Annotated in this window: 23 protein-coding genes; 15 read left to right on the top strand and 8 right to left on the bottom strand. The window is 64.0% G+C overall.

Going from position 1 to position 20,560, the window contains the following annotated elements; genetic code table 11:
* The first annotated feature begins 141 nt into the window (after positions 1 to 141).
* On the top strand, positions 142 to 1,170 hold the full coding sequence (locus tag C443_RS19285; protein WP_005538507.1) for a M48 family metalloprotease: 1,029 nt from the start codon (positions 142 to 144) through the stop codon (positions 1,168 to 1,170).
* Positions 1,167 to 2,282: a PQQ-binding-like beta-propeller repeat protein gene (locus C443_RS19280; protein ID WP_005538505.1), complete on the top strand. Its 1,116-nt coding sequence runs from the start codon at positions 1,167 to 1,169 to the stop codon at positions 2,280 to 2,282. Before C443_RS19285 ends, C443_RS19280 begins: the two co-directional genes overlap by 4 nt.
* Here the strand turns inward: C443_RS19280 and C443_RS19275 are convergent.
* Positions 2,279 to 3,160 (bottom strand): CbiX/SirB N-terminal domain-containing protein, encoded by an 882-nt coding sequence (locus C443_RS19275; RefSeq protein WP_005538503.1) that lies wholly within the window; start codon positions 3,158 to 3,160, stop codon positions 2,279 to 2,281. The two genes, C443_RS19280 and C443_RS19275, sit on opposite strands and share 4 nt — an antisense overlap.
* A gap of 114 nt (positions 3,161 to 3,274) precedes the next feature.
* The gene (locus tag C443_RS21865; protein WP_005538502.1) at positions 3,275 to 3,433 is read right to left on the bottom strand and encodes a hypothetical protein; all 159 of its coding nucleotides are present in this window, start codon (positions 3,431 to 3,433) and stop codon (positions 3,275 to 3,277) included.
* A gap of 211 nt (positions 3,434 to 3,644) precedes the next feature.
* Here C443_RS21865 and C443_RS19270 point away from each other — a divergent pair, with 211 nt between their 5' ends.
* The 5 genes from C443_RS19270 (at position 3,645) to corA (ending at position 7,590) form a co-directional block, all read left to right on the top strand.
* Positions 3,645 to 4,130 carry a DUF7523 family protein gene (locus C443_RS19270; protein ID WP_005538500.1) on the top strand — a complete coding sequence of 162 codons (486 nt, stop codon included), beginning with the start codon at positions 3,645 to 3,647 and terminating at the stop codon, positions 4,128 to 4,130.
* Between the two features lie 46 nt (positions 4,131 to 4,176).
* Positions 4,177 to 5,655, top strand: coding sequence for a cysteine--tRNA ligase (gene cysS, locus C443_RS19265; protein ID WP_005538498.1), 1,479 nt, complete (start codon positions 4,177 to 4,179; stop codon positions 5,653 to 5,655).
* Positions 5,656 to 5,760: 105 nt separating this feature from the next.
* Positions 5,761 to 6,402, top strand: coding sequence for a DUF6517 family protein (locus C443_RS19260; RefSeq protein WP_005538496.1), 642 nt, complete (start codon positions 5,761 to 5,763; stop codon positions 6,400 to 6,402).
* Positions 6,403 to 6,445: 43 nt separating this feature from the next.
* Positions 6,446 to 6,616, top strand: a complete 171-nt coding sequence (locus tag C443_RS21860) for a hypothetical protein (RefSeq protein WP_005538494.1) — start codon at positions 6,446 to 6,448, stop codon at positions 6,614 to 6,616.
* Entirely contained in the window at positions 6,613 to 7,590 is a 978-nt protein-coding gene (corA, locus tag C443_RS19255) for a magnesium/cobalt transporter CorA (protein ID WP_005538492.1), read from the top strand. Before C443_RS21860 ends, corA begins: the two co-directional genes overlap by 4 nt.
* Here corA and C443_RS19250 read toward each other — a convergent pair.
* Together C443_RS19250 and C443_RS21855 are read right to left on the bottom strand one after the other, a co-directional pair.
* A complete protein-coding gene (locus tag C443_RS19250; protein WP_005538491.1) occupies positions 7,585 to 8,811 on the bottom strand; it encodes a tripartite tricarboxylate transporter permease in 1,227 nt (408 codons plus the stop codon). The two genes, corA and C443_RS19250, sit on opposite strands and share 6 nt — an antisense overlap.
* A 52-nt stretch (positions 8,812 to 8,863) precedes the next feature.
* Positions 8,864 to 9,022, bottom strand: coding sequence for a hypothetical protein (locus C443_RS21855; RefSeq protein ID WP_167321084.1), 159 nt, complete (start codon positions 9,020 to 9,022; stop codon positions 8,864 to 8,866).
* A 68-nt stretch (positions 9,023 to 9,090) separates the two neighbouring features.
* Here C443_RS21855 and C443_RS19245 point away from each other — a divergent pair, with 68 nt between their 5' ends.
* From C443_RS19245 to C443_RS19235, 3 genes are read left to right on the top strand one after another with little or no spacing between them, the layout of a single operon-like run.
* Positions 9,091 to 10,314: a molybdopterin molybdotransferase MoeA gene (locus C443_RS19245; protein WP_005538489.1), complete on the top strand. Its 1,224-nt coding sequence runs from the start codon at positions 9,091 to 9,093 to the stop codon at positions 10,312 to 10,314.
* Complete coding sequence (locus tag C443_RS19240) at positions 10,311 to 12,191, top strand: molybdopterin biosynthesis protein (RefSeq protein WP_080505501.1); 1,881 nt, start codon at positions 10,311 to 10,313, stop codon at positions 12,189 to 12,191. The genes C443_RS19245 and C443_RS19240 overlap by 4 nt, the downstream gene beginning before the upstream one ends.
* 59 nt (positions 12,192 to 12,250) lie before the next feature.
* Positions 12,251 to 13,474: an iron-containing alcohol dehydrogenase family protein gene (locus tag C443_RS19235; RefSeq protein ID WP_005538485.1), complete on the top strand. Its 1,224-nt coding sequence runs from the start codon at positions 12,251 to 12,253 to the stop codon at positions 13,472 to 13,474.
* 260 nt (positions 13,475 to 13,734) lie between these two features.
* Here C443_RS19235 and C443_RS19230 read toward each other — a convergent pair whose 3' ends face one another.
* Together C443_RS19230 and C443_RS19225 are read right to left on the bottom strand one after the other, a co-directional pair.
* Entirely contained in the window at positions 13,735 to 14,904 is a 1,170-nt protein-coding gene (locus C443_RS19230; protein ID WP_005538483.1) for an NAD(P)/FAD-dependent oxidoreductase, read from the bottom strand.
* A gap of 270 nt (positions 14,905 to 15,174) precedes the next feature.
* Positions 15,175 to 15,870 (bottom strand): ThuA domain-containing protein, encoded by a 696-nt coding sequence (locus C443_RS19225; RefSeq protein WP_005538482.1) that lies wholly within the window; start codon positions 15,868 to 15,870, stop codon positions 15,175 to 15,177.
* 230 nt (positions 15,871 to 16,100) lie between these two features.
* Between C443_RS19225 and C443_RS19220 the strand changes: the two genes are divergently transcribed.
* Entirely contained in the window at positions 16,101 to 16,475 is a 375-nt protein-coding gene (locus C443_RS19220; protein ID WP_005538481.1) for a winged helix-turn-helix transcriptional regulator, read from the top strand.
* A 44-nt stretch (positions 16,476 to 16,519) separates the two neighbouring features.
* Positions 16,520 to 16,930 (top strand): CoA-binding protein, encoded by a 411-nt coding sequence (locus C443_RS19215; protein WP_005538479.1) that lies wholly within the window; start codon positions 16,520 to 16,522, stop codon positions 16,928 to 16,930.
* Between the two features lie 70 nt (positions 16,931 to 17,000).
* Here C443_RS19215 and C443_RS19210 read toward each other — a convergent pair whose 3' ends face one another.
* Positions 17,001 to 17,384 carry a thiol-disulfide oxidoreductase DCC family protein gene (locus tag C443_RS19210; RefSeq protein ID WP_005538477.1) on the bottom strand — a complete coding sequence of 128 codons (384 nt, stop codon included), beginning with the start codon at positions 17,382 to 17,384 and terminating at the stop codon, positions 17,001 to 17,003.
* A gap of 213 nt (positions 17,385 to 17,597) precedes the next feature.
* Here C443_RS19210 and C443_RS19205 point away from each other — a divergent pair, with 213 nt between their 5' ends.
* Positions 17,598 to 17,840 (top strand): BolA/IbaG family iron-sulfur metabolism protein, encoded by a 243-nt coding sequence (locus C443_RS19205; RefSeq protein ID WP_005538476.1) that lies wholly within the window; start codon positions 17,598 to 17,600, stop codon positions 17,838 to 17,840.
* A gap of 72 nt (positions 17,841 to 17,912) precedes the next feature.
* Positions 17,913 to 18,263 carry a glutaredoxin family protein gene (locus C443_RS19200; RefSeq protein WP_004591886.1) on the top strand — a complete coding sequence of 117 codons (351 nt, stop codon included), beginning with the start codon at positions 17,913 to 17,915 and terminating at the stop codon, positions 18,261 to 18,263.
* A gap of 16 nt (positions 18,264 to 18,279) precedes the next feature.
* On the opposite strand, the gene C443_RS19195 is transcribed toward C443_RS19200, so the two are convergent.
* The gene (locus tag C443_RS19195; protein WP_004591885.1) at positions 18,280 to 18,462 is read right to left on the bottom strand and encodes a DUF5786 family protein; all 183 of its coding nucleotides are present in this window, start codon (positions 18,460 to 18,462) and stop codon (positions 18,280 to 18,282) included.
* 174 nt (positions 18,463 to 18,636) lie between these two features.
* Between C443_RS19195 and C443_RS19190 the strand changes: the two genes are divergently transcribed.
* Positions 18,637 to 20,559 carry a beta-CASP ribonuclease aCPSF1 gene (locus C443_RS19190; RefSeq protein WP_005538475.1) on the top strand — a complete coding sequence of 641 codons (1,923 nt, stop codon included), beginning with the start codon at positions 18,637 to 18,639 and terminating at the stop codon, positions 20,557 to 20,559.
* Position 20,560 lies beyond the last annotated feature (1 nt).

The following is a 20,560-nucleotide window of genomic DNA, read 5'->3' as shown; positions in this document are numbered from 1 at the left end:
TAGGTGTCGCACCGGGAAAAGTCGCCTGTTCCGGCAAGCGGAGTGAAGATAGTTCCAGATTCGACAGTATTATATTTTACAAGAATCGTAGCTGATTTATGATGTTCTGTGGGGGGCGGCCCGGGTACGGGGGTGAACGCTATGGGCTGGCCGACTGACCGAGGGTTACAGGTCCGAATGGCGACTGCTGTCGTCCTCGTGGCACTCCTCCCGGTAGGGTTCGTCTACGCGGGCCTTGCACTCGTGAACACGGCCGGAATATGGCTGGCGAAGCTGGCCACCGACTGGGTGCTGTCCGGCGAGTTCTACATCGAGCCGTGGCTGGTCGCTGGCGCCGTCGTGCTTGGATTCGCCACGCAGTTGGCCGTTGGCGATACCATCGCCCTGCGGGCGCTGGACGCTCGCTCCGTGGGCCCCGACGACGAACCCGGGCTGGTTGAAAACGTGACACGGCTGGCACAATCAGTGGACCTTCCGGCACCGGCAGTCGCTGTCGCGGACACCGACGTGCCGAACGCGTTCACTGTCGGCCGGAGTCCCGACAGCGCCACGCTGGTACTTACGACCGGACTGCTTGACGCACTCGATGCCGACGAGCGCGACGCTGTCATTGCCCACGAACTCGCTCACATCAAGAACCGCGACGCGACTGTGATGTCCCTTTCCTACGTGCTCCCGACGCTAACCTACAGCCTCGCAGCTAGTACCTTGGGCCTTCTCCAGGCTATTCCCGGTGCCTTCACTGGCTTCCGACATACCGACAGCGATAGCGCCCGGGGCCTCTTACTCGGCATCTTTATTCTGACAGTCAGTGCCGTACTGACGCTCGCTGTCTCAGCCGTGTTCTGGCTCGCCAGTTTCACGCTGTTTCGCGTGCTCTCGCGGTACCGCGAGTACGCCGCAGACCGCGGAGCCGTCGCTATCACCGGCGACCCTGCGGCGCTCGCCAGCGCGCTTGCGACCATCGATGATGAGATGACGGTGGCCCCGGACCACGACCTCAGAGCGCAAGACGGTGGTCTCGATGCGCTCTATATCGCACCCATCGACGAGACACAGTTCGAAGACGCGCCTGATTTCGTTGCCAACGACGTGTTCCCCGAGACCCATCCGCCAACCGAGGCTCGCATCGAACGACTGGAGGCGATGGCCACGGAGGGACCGACGTGACGGAGTACAGCCGCCGAACGGTTCTTACGGGCCTGACCGGCATCGTCGGGTCGCTCACCGGGTGTGGCTATCGCCCCGGCCCGGGCGACAAGAAGTGGGAGACGGCTGATGACGGCGGCCGGCTGGTCACGTTGGTTGACGGGACGCTGTTCGAAGTGACGTTTGATGCGACGCGCTTCCTTGACGACTACCCGGTAGGCGCTGTTGCTCGATACACTCTCGCTGATGGGGCCAGATTGGGTCGCTTCGAATTCAAGGGCGTAGCCACGGACTGGGCCAGCGACGGAGCCCACCTATACGTGGGAACGGAGGCCAACCGCGTCGTCGCGGTGGCCGGCGACGGACGAGTCTGGACGGAACCCGTCGACCACCCAGTAGCCAGTGTCGCCGCCGCTGACGGCCGTGTGTACGTCGGGACCGACGGCGGCGACCTCATCGCCTTCGACGGCGAGAGCGGCGCCGAGCGGTGGTCGAAGTCGCTTCCTGTCCCCACCGACCCATCCAAGAGCGACCTGCCGACAGTCTGTGCGGGACACGGCAGCCTCGCTGTCGACTGGGGGACCAGCGAAGAGTACCGACTCGACGTGTACGCCCTAGACGGTTCGGTTCTGTGGGACCAGCCCCTACAGCGGAGCCCTAACGGCCGGCCGCACGTGCGCGGCGACACGGTTTATGTCCGCTCGGAATACCTCCGGGCGTTCAACCGCGACTCGGGGGAACCCCGCTGGGTGAACAGAGGCACCACTATCCCAGATGGACCGTTGCGGTTCAGCCGTGACGGCGAAATCGTCTACATTCCCGATCGCAACGCCCTGATAGCGATTGCCACTGCCGACGGCGAAGAACTGTGGCGGTTCAATGATGAGCGGTTGGCGGCCATGGAACGAGGGCGAAGCGAATTCGAGATAGATCTCGGGGCAACGGCCGCGGTCCCGGCCCCGGACGGCGGGTCAGTGTTTCTCAACACGAAGCACCACGGACTATTTCAGTTTGGGACCGACGGCACCCTCCGCTGGCATGAGCCCCGTCTCGACTTCAGTTTTCTCTACGCAGTTACCGAGGACACTATAGTCCACTCGGGAACCGAAGCAATCGTCGCTCGCTACCGCTAGTCCCCAGCGGCAGTGGTGCCCCCGCCAGTCTCCTCGCGTACCTGCTCGATGGCGCTGCTCACATCGGCACCCGCGTCGGCGGCCCGTTCGAGGACCACATCAGCCATCAGCGGCTCCGTCCCGACCGCGCCGGCGTACCAGATGTCGTGACCCTCGACCGTGGTCGGCACGTCGTAGCCCGTCCGGTAGTCGTCGGTCAGCCCCATGTCCTCGGGAATGTCTTCCTGCGTGTGGAAGCCGTCTGCGATGAACAGCGGGACGACGACGATGTCGTCGCTCTCGAAGTAGTCCGCGACATCGTCGACCTCCGGGTCTTCGTCCATGAACAGCGACTGCACCTCGTCGAAGCGGTCCCGCTCGCGGATGCGGTCGGCGTGGTACTGGATGGCCTTCGCGGAGTTCTCGTTGCGCTCCGTGCCGTGGCCGACGACCGCGAGACCGAACCCCTCACCGACGTTGGAATCGCCAGTGACGGACTCGGCCCGCTGGACGATGACATCGCTCATCGAGTCGTGCGTACCAACTGGGCCGCAGTAGTGGACCGTCTGGTCCGTATCCTCGGCGGTCAGCGTCGCGTTGGTCGCGCTCGTCCCGTCGGAGTCCCACAGTTCGGGGTCCCAGTCCTCCAGCCGAAACTCGCGGGGGATGACCTGCTCGGTGAAGTAGCCCTCAGAGATGAACAGCGGAACCAGATACACCTCGTCGGCGTCGACGGTCCGCAGCGCTTCCCGGAACGACGGCTCCTCCTTCCAGAACGACTCACGGACCTCGGCGAACGCGCCGGTCGCCCGAATCGTGTCGGCATGGTCGTAGGTAGGCGTACTCGACTCGGCGTTCAGATGGGAGCCGTGGGCCGCGATAACGAGTGCTTCGTCCATATCCACTGGTTGGTGCGAGCCGTCCTTAGGGCCTTCGTTGACCTGCTCGAATAACCGGCGAGCTGTGTAGTGTTGCGTGCCGAAAGTATGTCGTTGCCGACCGATTCCACCTAGTCACAGCCCGAACAGGAGGACGTAGAACAACAGTCCGGCGGCTGCCAGCAGTGCGGCGTGTCCCAGCGCGCCAGCAGCGACAACAATGCCACCGATGACTCGGTCCGCCGGTTCCAGGGGCTGTCCGAACACTTGCCGTTCGCGTTGTGCAATAGCCATTGTCCTTCCCTCATATAGAGAGTGGGCGTCCAGAGGCACAATCCCCTATGACTGTTCTCACTTGCTGGGAGTGGGCCACAATTCTGCGGGTCAACCACGCCGTATCGCGATCACGATAGGTCGCTCTCCCCCTCACTAGCTATCCAGTGGCACCGCGTTCCCTCGCGCCTGATAGAACCGCTTTTGCCCGCGCCGTTCGTGCCTGCCGCCAATGTCACTCGCAGCCGCGACCAGAGACGCCGTCCGCGAGCGCCCGTTCCTCTACGACGCACTTCGGGCCGGCGTTGTCAACTACACGGCCGCCGCACGCACGCTCGACATCGACGGCGAAGAGGAAGCTATCGCGACTGCGCTCCGTCGGTTCGCCGAGGAGTTGCCTGCCGACTCGCCACACGACAGCGATGCCAGAGTCTCGATGCAGAGCGGGCTTGGTCGGGTTGAGTCGCCCAGTGCTGAGTCGGCTCTCGTCCTCCAGGTCGGAGACGCTGCCTTCGCCGAGGGCGCTGGCTCACTGACGGGCATCATCGCCACGGGTGACCTTGCTCCAGCAGCACTCGGTGAGGTGCTGGGGCGGTTGCGCGCAACAGATGTTTCCGTCGACGCTGCCGCCGTCACCGGCGAGGCGCTCGTCGTCGTGGTGAGCCGCCGTGGGGGACCGGACGCGCTCCGGGTGGTCGAAGCGACAGTACAGGGATGAGTCGCCTTCCGACGGCTTAAAGCGGGCGGACACAGTTCTCCCGATAATGACGCTTCGCGTGACGAACACGTTGACCGGTAAGAAAGAGCCCTTCGAGCCGAGCGACCCCGACTCCGTGTTGCTGTACTACTGTGGGCTGACGACCTCCGATCCGCCCCACCTCGGTCACGCGCGCGGCTGGGTCCACGTCGACGTGATGGCGCGCTGGCTCGACTACTTGGGCTATGACGTCCACCACGTCGAGAACTTCACCGATGTCAACGAGAAGATCGTCGCCCGCGTCGGCGAGGACGGCGAGAGCGAAGCAGATGTGGCCCGCCACTACGTCCAGCAGGTCATCGACGACATGCGGTCACTCAACCTCGGCCGCGCGGAGGTGTACCCCCGCGTCTCAGAGCACGTCCCGGAGATCATCGATCTCGTCGAGCGACTCGTCGAGCAGGGTCACGCCTACGAGCGAAACGGCTCCGTCTACTTCGACGTGACCAGTTTCGAGGACTACGGGAAGCTCTCGAACCAGTCCGTCGACGACATCGAATCACAGGGCGCGGACACCGAAGGGGAGAAGCGACACCCGGCGGACTTCGCACTCTGGAAGGCCGGCGGCGTCGACCCCGAGGACATTGCCGAACATCAGCATCCTGAGGCCGCACCGGCCGAAGAGGCCTGCAAGACGGCCCAGACCTGGGATTCCCCGTGGGGCGAGGGCCGACCCGGCTGGCACATCGAGTGCTCGGCGATGTCGATGACTCACCTCGACGAGTCCATCGACGTCCACGTCGGCGGGCAGGACCTCGTGTTCCCCCACCACGAGAACGAGGTAGCCCAGAGCGAGGCCGCGACCGGCCAGCAGTTCGCGAAGTACTGGCTCCACGTCCGACTGCTGGAGACCGAGGAGGAGAAGATGTCCTCCTCTGTCGGCAACTACTTTACCGTCGCCGATGCCGTCGAGGAGTTCGGTCCGGACATGCTCCGGACCTTCCTGCTGTCGACGGCCTACACCTCGCGGGCCACCTACAGCGACGAGACCATCGCGGAGGCCGAGGAGCGCTGGGATCGCCTCTCTCGCGGTTACGAGCGTGCGGTCGAGGCCTGCGACGACGTTGACGCCTACGCGAAGATGTCCGACGAGTCCCTGCGCGAGGGCGTCGACGACGCCCGCTCGGCGTTCGAGGAGGCGATGAACGACGACTTCAACACGCGGGAAGCGATGACCGCGCTGCTCGACCTGACGGCCGCAGTGAACTCTCACCTGGACGCCCACGAGCAACGGGACTATCAGGGGCTTCGCAGCGCAGTCGAAGTGTTTGAGGAACTCGGCGGCGGCATCCTCGGGCTGGCGTTCGGCGACGACGACAGCGGCGACGTGTCGCTGGCCGGTGACGTCGTTGACCTGGTTCTAAATATCCGCGAGCAAGAACGAGAAGCCGGTCACTACGAACGCGCCGACGAACTCCGGGACGAACTCGAAGCGCTCGGCGTCGAGGTCCAAGACACCGACGACGGGCCGACCTACCGGCTCTAAAAGGGTCGAGCGACCGATTATGGGCGTGTACCGGCCGTTTTGTATCTCAGAGAATAGCTTGTGCGGCCACGTACTTTATATACTGGACACAGTGTAGGAACAACAATGCGAAAGGGCATCCTCACGCTTCTCGTCGGGTTACTCGTCGTCTCGTCGGGCTGTGTCGGCCTGCTAACCGGGGAGACAGTCGAGTTCGACTCCGCACCGGCAGCAGTCAGTGACAGTGCGCTCGAAGAGACCGGCTACGAGCAGTCGATGGCTGACGAACAGACCATCGAGCGGACGGTCACCGTCGCCGGCCAGGAGCGAACCATCCGCGTCACGAACCACATCCGACAGTACGAGCGCGGCATCGACCTCGGGCCGGTCGGTGAGGTCAACGCCGGGCGGTTCATCGTCTTCTCGACGCCCAGCGCCAGTGTGGCGGGACAGACGTTGAACCCCGCCGCGAGCTGGTCCAACGAACGCCTCGTCGAAGAAGTCGCCAGCCGAAACGACCAGATCAACGACGTCCAGTTCGAACGCAACCGTACGGTAGAAGCACTGGGCGAGTCCCGTGAGGTGGCTGTGTTCTCCGGGACGACGGCTATCGAGGGCCAGGAAATCGACGTCCTGATTCACCTCACGAGCTTCGAACACGAGGGCGACGTGGTCGTCGCCGTCGCCGTCTATCCCGAGCGGTTCGACGATCAAGAGGGTCCCCGCGTCGATACGCTGCTCGGTGGCCTCTCGCATTCGGGCAACTGACTGCGGGGACACTGTTTTCTTTCGGGCCAGTGATGACGGAGGCATGAATCGGCTGTTTGTCGCCGGTGTGGTGCTCACGCTCGTCGGTATCGTCGGTTACGCCATCGGGACGAGCGTCGCCTACCTCGGCCGATCCGCGTCAGTAACAGCGGTCATGGTCGGGCTGACGGTGGCTGCCGTCGGCCACGCTACGCCGACGGAGGACACATCATGATCTCCACAGTGGTGTACGCCGACGGACAGGCGATAGCGTACGAGGACCTGGCGGCTGCCCGAACGGCTGACGGAACGACGTGGGTTCACGCCACCGACGCGACACCCGACGAGGTTGAGGCTGTCAGCTCCGCCTTCGATCTCCACTCGCTGGCTATCGAGGACATCAAGAACGACGTCCGGGCCAACGTCCAGGATTTCAACGCCTACACGTTCGTTCTCGTCAAGTCCGCGTCGCTCACGCCCGGCGATACGACGTTCGACAAGGAGGTGAAAACAACGCCGCTCGGCCTGTTCATCGGCCCCGATTGGATCGTCACGCTGTCGACGGGAGCTGTCCCGTCTGTCCAGCGCGTGATGGACGCTGTCGGTCGCGGGGACGAGCGACTCCTCCACCGCGGCCCGGATTTCACTGCCTACCGGGTCATCGATGTCATCGTTGACGCGTATTTCGACCTGCTGGACGAGATCGAGACCGATATCGAACAGATCGAGGAAGAGGTGACGACCTCCACTGATATCGAGACGCTCGAACGGATCAACGACGTCCGGCGCGACCTGTTGTCCTTCCGCAAGCAGGTCTGGCCGGCGCGAGAGGCGATCGGCGTGCTCGCCCGTGGCGACCCCAAACAGATCCAGCCACAGACGGAGAAGTACTTCCGGGACGTGTACGACCATCTGGTCCAGATTGTCGACCTGACCGAGACCTACCGCGACCTGGTGGCGGGGGCGCGGGACATCTACCTGAACACGGTGTCCCAGTCGACAAACGAGGTGATGAAGATGCTCACTGTCGTCGCGACGATCTTTATCCCGCTGACCTTCGTCGTCGGCGTCTACGGGATGAACTTCGCCGACAGCCCGTACAATATGCCAGAACTGGGCTGGGCGTTCGGCTATCCCGCGGTGATGATCGGGATGGTGATCGTCGTCGCCGTCTTGCTCGGCCATTTCCGCCAGCGGGACTACCTATAGCGCCAGCGGGACGAGTAAGACTCCCATCAGGGTCGCCCGGCGGGACCCGAACCGCGGCGGGAGATGTCCGACCAGCGTGGCGGCTCCGAACGCTCCGATACCGACGAAGCCAGCGAAGAGTGCGGAGAGACAGACGAGTACCGAAATCACCGACAACGAGAGGCGTGTCGGGTTCAGCTGGCCGACAGTTCGGAGGTAGCGGTCACCCAGTGTCGGGACGAGTATCGCGCCAGCGACGGCGGCGATAGCGACTGCGGCGAGCAGCGCCGGGAGCACAAGCGGTACCTCCGCTTTGTCAAGCGCGACGAGGACGCCGGTTCGGGGCGTCCCGAGCGAGATGAGCGCGAACAGCGCAAACACCGCCGTCGCCGTATTGACGCCACTCGTCGTCACGATGAACGCCCGTGGCCCACGCTCGGCGACAAGCCCCAGTGCCAGCGTGGCCGCGATGGCGCTGGAGACGCCCGGAATGTAGCCGACAGCGCCGCCACAGAGGGTCCCGACACCCGCGAGAACGCCGACTGTTCGCCGCGGCGTCGTCACCGTCGCGTCGGCTTGTGGCGGGACGCCCTCTCCCTCGATAGCCGCCAGAAGCACCGGTGCGCCGAACAGCCCCGAAAACAGTGGGACCAGCACGTCCGATACAGGCAACGCTCCGGTCACTGGCGCATCGAGCAGACCGATTCCAAGCAGCCCGCTGGCGGCGAGCGAACACGCCGCGCCGACCTGCTGGCGGCGGCCACGCTCCGTGACCACGAGGAGCGCAGCGACCCCTGCGAGTAGCACCGACAACCACGGCCGAAGCAATGGGTACGCACGCTCCATCAGGAGGGTGAGTGGAACCGCCAGCGGGACGGCAAACACGACGGCCAGCCCGCTCCCCAGCGCCGATAGGCGAAGCGCCTCCCGACCGCGGCCCTCGATGACCAGCTGGTGGCTCGGCAGCGCGCTGGCGGCCATCGCCGGGTCTGGCACACCCAGCGCCAGCGCTGGAATCACGTCGAGAAAAGTGTGTGTCACGCCGGCCGAAAGCATCGCGACGCCGACGTAGAGCCGCGGGCCGGGCAGACTGCTCGCCGCGGCGGCGAGCAAGAGCGCGAACGTGTTGGCGTGCAACCCCGGAACGAGTCCGCTGAGCGTGCCCAGCCCGACCCCTGCCCCAACCGCAGCGAGTAGCGCGACCGTCGCTGTCGGGTCAGCGGCAGGAAGTCCCGGAAGCACACTGAGGCGTGGTCCCGTTCCCGTACTTGAACCTCCGCGACGCTCGACCCGGTTAGTCTTCTACAGCGTGGTGGGGTCCGACCGGACCGTGTTCGGGGCAGGTCCCGGCGATAGGGGTGGCGTTGAGACAGCAGTGCCGGCTGTCGGTTGCGACCAGTCCTTTCGAGAGTTCGCTCCCGCAGAGGCGACAGCGCAGGTCCGACTCAGCCATACGTTTCCTTTCGACCGAAGCTCCCTGAATCTGGCGAGCTTTTTGGTGTGCCGGCCATTCGTACACATATGAGCAACGAGTCCCGGAAGTCAGCCGGATTCAAGGACAGAACCCCGGTGACGACGGCCAGGGAGACGCTGCTGGACGCAGTGACGCCACACGGACGGACGGAGCGCGTCTCGCTGCGTGAGGCCGACGAGCGCGTCGTCGCGGGTAAAATCACTGCCGAGCGCGCGGTACCCCACTACCGCCGCGCGGCGATGGATGGCTTCGCAGTCAGAGCCGAAGACACGTTCGGCGCGAGCCAGCGATCGCCGGAGTCGCTCCGGGTCGGCGAGGCAGTGACAACAGGTACGGCGGCCCGCGTCCACACGGGAAGCGAACTTCCCGAGGGTGCCGACGCCGTCGTGATGGTCGAGGAGACCGAGGTGACCGGCGACAGCGTCACGGTGTTCGATGCGGTCGCTGGCGGGGAGAACGTCGCCCCTGTCGGCGAGGATGTGGAGCAAGGGCAGACGCTGTACGAGGACGGGCACAGGCTCCGTCCGTCGGACCTCGGACTGCTGAAATCGGTCGGGAATGACACCGTAGAAGTGTACGAGCGAGCGACCGTCAGCGTAATTCCGACCGGGGAGGAACTGGTGCAGGACGACCCGGAACCGGGAGAGGTCATCGAGACGAACGGCCAGACCGTCACCCAGTACGTCGAGCGCTGGGGCGGTAACGCGACCTACCGCGACATCGTCACCGATGACGTGGACGCGCTCCGGGCCGCCATCACGGATGATCTGGACCACGACCTCGTGGTGACGACCGGCGGGTCCTCCGTCGGCGAGCGCGACCTGTTGCCGGAGGTCGTCGACGGAATCGGCGAGGTGCTGGTCCACGGCGTCGCGCTGAAACCGGGCCATCCAGTCGCGCTCGGCGTGGCACAGGAGACGCCGATTCTGATGCTCCCGGGCTATCCGGTCGCCTGCATCGTCAACGCCGTTCAGTTCCTCCGACCGGCGCTCCGACGGGCCGGCCACCTCCCGTCGACCGACCCGCCGACGACCGAAGCCGAACTGACGCGGAAGATCGCCAGCGAGCCGGGGACCCGAACCTACGCGCGGGTGGAACTGCACGATGAGGACGTGGACGAGAAAACGACCGCGACGCCGACGCGGGCCAGCGGCTCCGGTGTCCTCTCAAGCGTCGCGCTCGCCGACGGCTGGGTCGTCGTGCCGGAGTCCGTCGAGGGGTACGACGCCGGTGACACCGTGACCGTCGAGGACTGGGAGTGGTCACAGTGAGCGACCGCCGCGAGTTCCGCGATCTGGCCTCGCCCGAGGAGGCCCACGAGGTCGTCGCGGGCCTCGACGTCGACCCCGAACCTGAGAGTGTTCCCCTTGCGGACGCCCGCGACCGTGTCCTCGCGGAGCGGGTCGACGCCGACATCGACGTGCCGGGGTTCGACCGCGCGAGCATGGACGGTTACGCCGTTCACGCCAGAGACACCTTCGGCGCTGACGAGGCCGACCCGGTGACGCTGTCGGTCGCCGGAGAGGTTCATGCTGGCGAAGAGCCCGACGTGACCGTCGAGCCGGGCGCTGTCGCTGAAATCTCGACCGGCGCGGTGATGCCCCCCGGCGCGGACGCCGTCGTGATGGTCGAACGAACGACTGAGACTGACGACGGCGTCGAGATACGCACGTCCGTCGCGCCCGGTGACAACGTGATGCTCGCCGGCGCGGACATCGCGGCCGGGGCCCGGGCACTCGGTCCCGGAACGCGCATCACACCGCGTGAAATTGGACTCCTGTCGGCGCTGGGCGTCGACGAGGTCCCGGTGCGTGGCCGGCCGCAGGTCGGTATCCTCTCGACCGGTGACGAACTCGTCCGGCCCGGGGACCCACTCAACAGTGCCGCCGGACAGATCTACGACGTGAACAGCTACACGCTGGCCGGCGCAGTCGCGGAGGCCGGCGGCGACCCGGTGATGTATCCACACGCTGGCGACGACTACGAGGAGATGGAGCGGTTGCTCCACGAGGCGGCCGACGAGTGCGACCTCGTTCTCTCCTCCGGGTCGACCAGCGCGAGCGCGGTCGACGTCATCTACCGCGTTATCGAGGAACGCGGCGAACTCAGGCTCCACGGCGTCGCCGTCAAACCCGGCAAGCCGATGCTCGTGGGCACCATCGGCGACTCGGCGTACGTCGGTCTGCCAGGGTATCCAGTGTCGGCACTGACTATCTTCCAAACCTTCGTCGCCCCGGCGGTCCGGGATGCCGCTGGTCGGGACCCGCCACAGACAGCAACGGTGTCTGGCACGATGGCAGTCCAGGAACGCTACGGCGAGGGGCGCAGACGCCTCATGCCGGCCGGACTAATCGAGGACGAATCCGGGGCACTGCTGGTCTATCCTGTCGACAAGGGTAGCGGCGCGACGACGAGCCTCGTCGACGCCGACGGCTTCGTCGACGTGCCGCCGGGGACTGACTATCTCGCTGAGGGGGAGACGGTCGACGTGACGCTATTCTCTCCGGCAGTCAGACCGCCGACACTCCTGGGCATGGGCGAGGACGATCCGCTCCTCTCGCGCCTACTGGATACCGTCTCTCGCCCGCGGTATCTCCCGCTCGGGTCGACGGAGGGACTCCGCCGCCTCGGCAACGGCGTCCCGGACATCGCGGTCGTCGCGGGACCGGCAGCCGATGACTACGACGCAACCGACATCGGCGGCTGGCGGCGCGAGTGGGGGCTGGTCATCGGTCCTGATACCGACGTGTCCGATTTGGGTGACCTCATCGACGGAGACTACCGCTTCGTCAACCGTGACACCGCCTCCGGACTGCGTCGGAGCTTCGACGACGCGCTCGATGACATCGGCGAGGACCGGGGCATCGGCCGTGCCGAAGTTGTCGATGCTATTGACGGCTACGAACTCACGACGAAGGCGCACGAAAGTCCCGCTCGGAAGGTCCTGCCAGGTGATGCAGACGTTGGCCTCGGACTCCGTGCCACGGCGGCAAAACTCGACCTCGGGTTCGTTTCGCTGGGAACCGAATCGGTTCGGGTGCTCGCGAACCCGGACCGACGGGAGAAAGACAGCGTCGACGCGCTCGCCGAGACCCTCGACGATCTCGACTCGCTGGCCGACGGGATAGCCGGGATGGAGCCCCAGTAGGGAGCGACGGCGCTGACGACCTGAAGGCCTAAAGACGAGCGCGACGGAGTATGTCACAGATGACCGACACACCGGTCCTCGGCGACCTCGATGCCCCGTTTCGGTTCGAGTACGATCCCGCCGTTCTTCGGTACGGACCCGATGCCGCCCGTACACTGGGCGCGGAGTTAGACGCACAGGGCTACGACCGCGCACTGGTCGTCTGTGGCGCTACCGTCGGTGAGACGCCGGCCGTGATGGCCCCCGTTCGAGACGGACTCGGTGACCGACTTGCCGGCGTCTTCGCGGAAACGACACCAGCCAAGCGACTCGGTACCGCTTACGACGGGCTCGAACGTTTCCACGAGGCTGACGCCGATTGCCTCGTGGCTGTTGGCGGCGGGAGCAGCCTCGACGTGGCAAAGATAATCAGCGTCCTCGCGGCGACTGACCGCGACCCGGCCGCTGTCGGCCAGGCGTTTGTCGACTCCGGGACGATAGCTGTCCCCGAAGCAGAGCTGCCACCGATTATCGCCGTCCCAACAACGCTGGCCGGCGCTGATCTCTCTACCGTCGCCGGGGTCACAGCCGCGCCCGACACCTGCCCCGTAGACGAATCGGCCAGTGGTGGTATCGGCGATCCGAAACTGATGCCCGAAGCCGTCTGCTACGACCCCAAACTGATCGCGACGACGCCCCGGTCGGTTCTCGCGGCGTCGGCGATGAACGGCTTCGATAAGGGTATCGAGACAATATACGCAGCCACCGCAACGCCGATAACCGACGCTACAGCCTCCCGTGGCCTCAGTCTGCTCACTGACGGCTTGCTCGCGTTCGGTACCGGTGACGACGACCCGTGGGTGTACCAGTCGATCACTCAAGGGATCATGCTCGTCCAGTACGGCATCTCGCGGGCAGACGGGACGACGCTCTCACTGATCCATGCCCTCGGCCACGGACTCACCCGGACCTACGAGGTCCAACAGGGCGCGGCCCACGCAGTCATTGCCCCGCACGCACTCTCATATCTCTTCGAGCAGGCCGACGGTCGGCGGTCGCTCTTGGCCGACGCGCTCGGCGTCGGCGATGCTTCCGACCCCGGTGCTGCGGTCGTCGACCGAGTCAGTGAGGTAGCGACGACGCTGGGACTGCCGACACGACTCCGGGACGTAGACGGACCTGGCCAGGAGGAGTTCCCCGAAGTCGCCGATGTCGTCCTCGAAGACGCCTTCATGACGAACATCCCCTCGGGGCTGGAGCCAACCCGAGAGGACATTGTCGACGTGCTGGAGTCGGCCTGGTAGCCCGCACCGAGCGTATTTCAGCGGCGCGGTAGGAGACAGCATACCGCTCGCCGTTGGCGAGGGGTTTCACTTCTCGCGACCAGCGGGAGCGAGAAGGTCGTTTTTAGCGTAGATTTTTGCGAACCCACTCCCCGCAGCGNGGGGTTTCACTTCTCGCGACCAGCGGGAGCGAGAAGGTCGTTTTTAGCGTAGATTTTTGCGAACCCACTCCCCGCAGCGCCGGAGGCGCAAGGAGAGGGGGTGACGTAAAAAGGTACTCGCTACATGTCAGGCCAGGCCTTGGCGGCCCGACCCACGCTGGTCACGTCGTTGATCCAGCGAGCCGCAATCGCCTTCTTCAGCAGTTTCGCTGGTAGTCCGCCGAACGTTTCGATAGGCATATTCACCACGTCGTGGGCGACGGCCTTCTCGCCGACCGAAACGACCGTGCCCTTGTCCTTGTGGGTCCACGTCTTCAGTGGCTGCCCTCGCACGGCGCGAGCGAGGTTCTCGCCCGCGACTTCCGCGGCTTGCCAGGCGGCCTGGGCAGTCGGCGGCGCGGGCTGGTCGCCCGGCTGGTCGATCAGCGCCGAATCACCGATCGCGAACACGCGCTCGTCCTCGGTCTGGAAGTTCCCTTCTGCGTGGACGCGGTGGTTGCGCTCGTCCTTGTCCAGATCGACGTCTTGCATGCAATCGCGGCCGGTGATGCCGCCCGTCCAGACCAGCACATCGTAGTCCAGTTCGTCCTCGTCGCCGATGTAGACCGTCTCCTCGTCGACTTCGCCGATGAACTCCCCGCATTTGATGTTCACGTCGGCGGCCTCCAGCCGCTTGCGCAAGGCACCCTGGAGTTCCGGATCACTGTTGGGCAAGACCTGGTCGAGGCCTTCGACGAGATGGATATCGATTGGCGCGTTGTGTTCGTCACGGAACTCGGCGACCTCGCCGGCGGTCTGAATGCCGGAGAGGCCAGCGCCGCCGATGACGACCTGCGCCGGGTCGTTTGTGGAGGCTTTGCGGGCCGCTTGCTGAATCTTGTCGTGGATGTCGAGTGCGTCGTCGAGGCTTTTGAGCGTCAGGGCATACTCTTCGAGGCCCTCGATGCCGAAGAAGGCCGTCTGGGAGCCCAGCCCAACGAGCAGGTAGTCGTACTCGACGGTGTCGGAGTTGGCGAGGTCTACCTCCTGGGCGTCGGTGTCGATACCAACGACCTCGTCCTGAATGAACGCGGTCGACGGCTGCTTGATTTCGTGGACGGGGATGGCGATATTCTCCTGCACGCTCGGGTCCCGGATGCAACGGTGGGACTCGTGTAGGACCAGATGATAGTCCGTCTCAGAAATCCACGTAACATCAACGTCCGTCTGACCGTCTAGCTCGTCCTCGAAACTCTTTATTGCCCCCGCGCCAGCGTACCCCGCTCCGAGCACGACCACGTTCTCTGTCATAGGGCACTCTCCGAAGTCATCAGATACAAACCCTTTGGAATCGGTCTACGGCTCCGCTGTTGTCCTCGCATACTGACTCACGGTCGTGACTCAGGCTCCTAAGTTTGCAGTCGCCTTCGCTCACCCTGACAGGGGAAAACAGTTCCTACTGTTCCTGAAAACCCCTCCTAATCGCCTATGCACTGATTCAGGCCGTCGCTTCCAGTAGGTCAATTGAACAGGGGACAGGGCAGCCGGGGCCAATATGCACTACGACGGTTGTACTGCTCGTCAGGGCTGTCCGGCGCAGGGGCGGCCGGGCTCATTCGGTGCGGCCCACGTAACCGCGTTGTGCAAGAGCTTCTGGACGACTGGCTGGTGGTACACTGGGAACGTCTCGTGGCCGGGTTGGAAGTAGAATATCCGTCCTGCATCACGGTAGTAACAACACCCGCTGGGAAACACTGTGCCGTCGTCACACCAGCTTACAGTCACTAGGGTGTCCGGTATCGGCAGATCGAACCCCTTTCCGTAGATCTCGGCACGTTCGAGTTCGAACTCCTCGGGCAGTCCGTCGGTAATGGGATGGCTCGTTTCGACGAACCAGACGGACTCGCGCTCTCCCTCTTCGCGCCAGCGCAGGGTGCCAGTCCCCCCCATGAGCGCCTCGAACGGCTTCGACTCATGACTTGAGTGGAGCGGGATGAATCCCATCCCGTCACGGACGGCCTGCTCGATGCGGTTTGCAGTCGCATCGCTGACAAGGTCATGCGCGACATCGCCCCACCACAGTAACACATCCGTCTCGGCGAGTACCTCCTCGGTTAGTCCGTGGGCCGGCTCATCGAGAGTCGCTGTCTGAACGGTGTGGCCGTACGAAGCAAGCGCCTCAGCCAGCGTCGTGTGGATCCCGTTGGGGTACATTGCCTTGGCCGGGCCTGTCGCCCGTTCGTGCTGGTTTTCGTTCCACACGGTGACTGCAACCATACAAGAATACACTGAATAACCGGAGAAAAATATGCCTACTCGCTTCTAGCGTAACCGCGCCACAAGAAATAGTGGTGAGGGACACACCTTGGTGCGGAGACCGATAGTTCTGGGCAGGTGTCAGTGTTCGATATCCGACTGAGTTTCTCAATGTGGGTTCCAAAAGATGGATTCCGGCTACCCGCACAGGGGTAGTTATTAGCCGACAGCGACCGAAATCCCGACAAGATATGAGCGATTCACCGGAGAAGCTCCCCGTCTGGTGTGCCGGCGAGGACTGGTGTCCTATAACCACGACGGCGTCGCTTATCGGGAAGAAGTGGCACCCCGTTATCATCCACCGATTGCTTGATAACGGCCCCTCAGGGTTTAATGAACTCAAAGAGAACGTCGATGGGATTTCGTCCAAAGTGCTCTCTGACAGCCTCGAAGACCTGCAGGAGAAGGGGCTCGTCGACCGCGAAGTAATCAACGAACAGCCGTTTCGCGTCAATTACTCGCTCACCGAACACGGGGAGTCACTGGAGTCCGTGATCACCGAAATGGCAGCGTGGGGCGAGACCTACCTGCAGGAACCGACAGAGGCCGACGAGCCCGCAGAGTAGGTAGCAGGCAATCCCTTTTGTTGCTGCCCGACAAACCTTCGCGTATGCCTGTTACTTCGGACGCCGAACTCCGAGAGATCCTCGAACGTGACCGTGTCGCCGTCGTTGGGTGCTCAACCAGCCCCGGAAAGGATGCACACGAGATTCCGAAGTACCTCAGCAAGCAGGGGTACGAAGTGATTCCGGTCAACCCCTTCGCTGACGAGATATTCGGGCAGAAGGCCTACGACTCACTGGCAGAGATCCCCGGCGAAATAGACATCGTTGACGTGTTCAGGCCGAGCGACGAGGTCAGCGACATCGTCGACGCGGCTCTGGAACGCGACGACGACGCCGTTATCTGGCTTCAGCTTGGAATCCACGACGACGAAGCCGTCGAACGCGCCGAGGCGGCCGGCCGTCAGGTCGTTCAGGATCGCTGTATGAAGCCGACCCACCAGCAACTGATGGAGTGAGTGGGCCGGCGGCTGTCGCGGCCCACCGTCTGATATGAGAACGGCGTTCGACAGTCCCCAGAACGTGGCGTCAGTCCGAGTTGCCCCTGCGCGCTGGCGGCGTCTTCGACATGACCTTCCCCCACTTCGAACGGTTATCCGCGACCTGTCGATAGGCTCGCTCACGGAACCGTTCGTAGTCTTCGAACTGCCGGAGGAACGAGACCAGCGGCCGCGCAGGCTTCCCAAGTTCGGTGTATGTAAGTGCGGTTTCGATGGACTCTCCGCAGGAATACACGTCTTCCTCGGTCACCAGATGCGAACAGGACTCGTAGTCGTCTGGGAGGCGCTCCAGCAGGTCGGCAGCGAGCTCGGAGAACCCGACAATTTCGAGGTCGGACCGCTCGCCGATGAAGTCCGCCCACCACGTACAGAAGCCGCAGTCGTCGTCGTAGACGAGCGTTGCGTCGCTCATAGTCGAGTTAGGTGCCCGGGGCACAAACACCTGTGGTTCAGCCGGCAGGGAGAGACGGCCGGTCTCCGCAAGGACAAACACACGGGACGGGCTATCAAACTGGTCGTGACGATTGGCTTCCGCCCCGGGACTGGTCGCTTTCCGTCGGTAGCTATCGCTCAATCGGTGGCCGCGACGCCAACTGTTTTGCCCGCCGCTCTCTTCAGAGCGCGTATGGACGAGGACGCGGTCGCCGAACTCATAGAGGAAACGCTTCCGAAGGCGCGGGCGACGGTCACCACACCGCGGGACCCCGACGACGACAAACACTACGCCGTACGCGTGGTCTCGCCGGCATTCGAGGGCGAGTCGCTGGTTGACCAGCACCAGCTTGTTCACGACGCGCTGGGGGACCATCTCACTCGCGACATTCACGCCATCGAGCTGACGACGCTGACGCCCGAGGAAGCCGAGTAGCCGTGCGCCCCGGCGGTGCGGTTCTGCTTGACCCGTCGGTACGTCTTTATTGCCGACGCCGTTAGTGAGGGTATGGCATTCGAGCCCGAAGAACTCTCGCCGGAAGAGGTCACGGACCAGGTAGACAGCGTCATCGAGGACAACGAGGTCGTGCTGTTCATGAAAGGCAACGAGCTGATGCCACAGTGTGGCTACTCGAAGAAGGCCCTCGGACTGCTGCAACAGCACCGCGACGACATCGAGACAGTGGATGTTCTGAAGGCAACCGACGCCTATCGAGAGGCGCTAGAGCGCCACAGCGGGCGCGAGACGATTCCACAGACGTTCGTGGACGGGGAATTCATCGGCGGCAGTGACATTCTCGAACAGCTCGACGAGCGCGGCGAACTCGCCGAAAAGGTCGGGCAGGAATCGCCGTTCTGACTGGTATTCGAGGCCCTTACGCCTCGTCGTCTTCGTCTTTCATGTCGCCGAGTTTGTCGACGAGGTCACTCGTGGTCGCCTCTGTCTCGAAGGAAACTGACCCGTCGTGGTCGTTCTCGTGAACCGCAACACCCTCGCTGTCGTCCGCGTCTACGTCGTTGTCCTTCTGTTCGGATTCATCGTAGCTACCAAAGCCCATAGGGATACATCTCGCAGTCCCACACTAAAATTCGCCGGTTCCTGCCGAGACACGACCATACGATGACATACCGAGACAAGCAAAGGTTCTTTACCGTGCTTGCACTCCCGCTAGATAACGGCAGTCGAGAGCCGTGGTTTTACCGACGGCTATCGGGCCTCCATCTCCAAACTTATGAGTTCCGCAGACGAGACACTTGATCGAATCAAAGCACAGGTCGAAGAAGAGACACCGGACGACATCGAAATCGAATCCGTCGCGTTCGAGGGACCGGAACTGGTTATTTATACGCCGGACGCGCAGACGGTCGCCAACCGTGACGGGATCGTCAGAAACCTCGCACAGACGCTCCGTAAACGAATCAACGTTCGCCCCACGCAAGAAGCCCTCGTCCCGCCAAACGAAGCCCGGGCACGAATCACGCAGACGATTCCCGAGGACGCCGGTGTCCAGAACCTGGATTTCGACCGCCAGACCGGTGAAGTGTTCATCGAGGCCGAAAAGCCCGGCCGCGTCATCGGTCGCCACGGCGCGACGCTGGACGAGATCTCCGCCTCCGTCGGCTGGACCCCCGAGGTCGTCCGGACACCGCCGATGGAGTCTTCGACCGTCTCGAACGTTCGGAACTACCTCAAGCAGGAACGGGAAGAACGACGGGACATCCTCCAGCGTGTCGGCCGCCAGATCAACCGACCGACCACGAGCGACGAAGACTGGGTGCGGCTCACCACGCTCGGCTGCTGTCGTGAGGTCGGACGCGCCGCCTTCATCCTCTCGACGCCGGAGTCCCGCATCCTCATCGACTGTGGCGACAAGCCCGGTGCCGAGGGCGAGGTCCCATATCTTCAGGCACCCGAAGCCCTCGCGGCCGGGCCGAACTCCCTCGATGCCGTCGTCCTGACACACGCGCACTTGGACCACTCCGCGCTCATCCCTATCCTATTCAAGTACGGCTACGACGGGCCGATTTACACGACTGCGCCGACGCGGGACCTGATGGGCCTGCTCCAGCTGGACTACCTCGATGTTGCCTCGAAGGAAGGGCGCACCCCGCCCTACGAGAGCCAGCAGGTCCGCGACGCGCTGAAACACACGATTCCGCTGGAGTTCGGCAACGTCACCGACATCGCGCCCGACATCAAGCTCACGATGCACAACGCCGGCCACATCCTCGGGTCGGCAGTGTGTCACTTCCACATCGGCGAGGGCCGCTACAACGTCGCCTTCTCCGGAGACATCCACTACAAGGACACCCGCCTGCTCGACGGCGCTGTCAACGACTTCCCGCGGGTCGAGACGCTCGTGCTTGAGTCAACATACGGCGGCAAGAACGACTACCAGACCGATCAATCAGACTCCGAGCGGGTTCTCAAGGACGTTATCAACGAGACGTACGAGAACGACGGAAAGGTACTGATTCCAGCTTTCGCCGTGGGGCGGTCCCAGGAACTCATGCTCGTCCTCGAAGAGGCGATGCGAAAGGGCGACATCCCGACAATGCCGGTGTACCTCGACGGGATGATTCGGGAAGCGACGGCCATCCACACCGCGTATCCGGAGTACCTCCGGGACGACCTCCGCCAGCGCATCCTCTACGAGGACGAGAACCCGTTCCTCGCCGAGCAGTTCGAGCAGGTCGACGGCGGCGACGAGATGCGACAGGACATCGCCGACGACGAACCGGCCATCATTCTGACCACCTCCGGGATGGTCACCGGCGGTCCCGTGATGTCCTGGCTCCGGCTGCTGGGAAGCGAGCCGGACAACACCATGGCGTTCGTCGGCTACCAGGCCGAAGGGACGCTCGGTCGCCAGATCCAGCGCGGGCAGGACGAAATCACCATGGGCGATACGAGCGGGCCACGCGCCGAGCGGGTGAGCCTCCGGCTCAACGTAGAGACGGTCGACGGCTTCTCCGGTCACGCCGACCGGCAGGGACTTGAGTCGTTCGTCGAGACGATGCACCCGCGGCCGGAGAAGATCCTCTGTGTCCACGGTGACGCGTCAACGACGAACCAGCTGTCCTCGGCGCTGTACCAGAAGTTCAACATGCGGACGCACAACCCGAAGAACCTCGAAACGTTCCGGCTATCCTGAA

It is taken from the genome of Haloarcula argentinensis DSM 12282 (assembly GCA_000336895.1).
GTDB classification, from domain to species: Archaea; Halobacteriota; Halobacteria; order Halobacteriales; family Haloarculaceae; genus Haloarcula; species Haloarcula argentinensis.
Note: the sequence above shows the minus strand (reverse complement) of the source record. Positions and strands in the feature narration are given on the sequence as shown.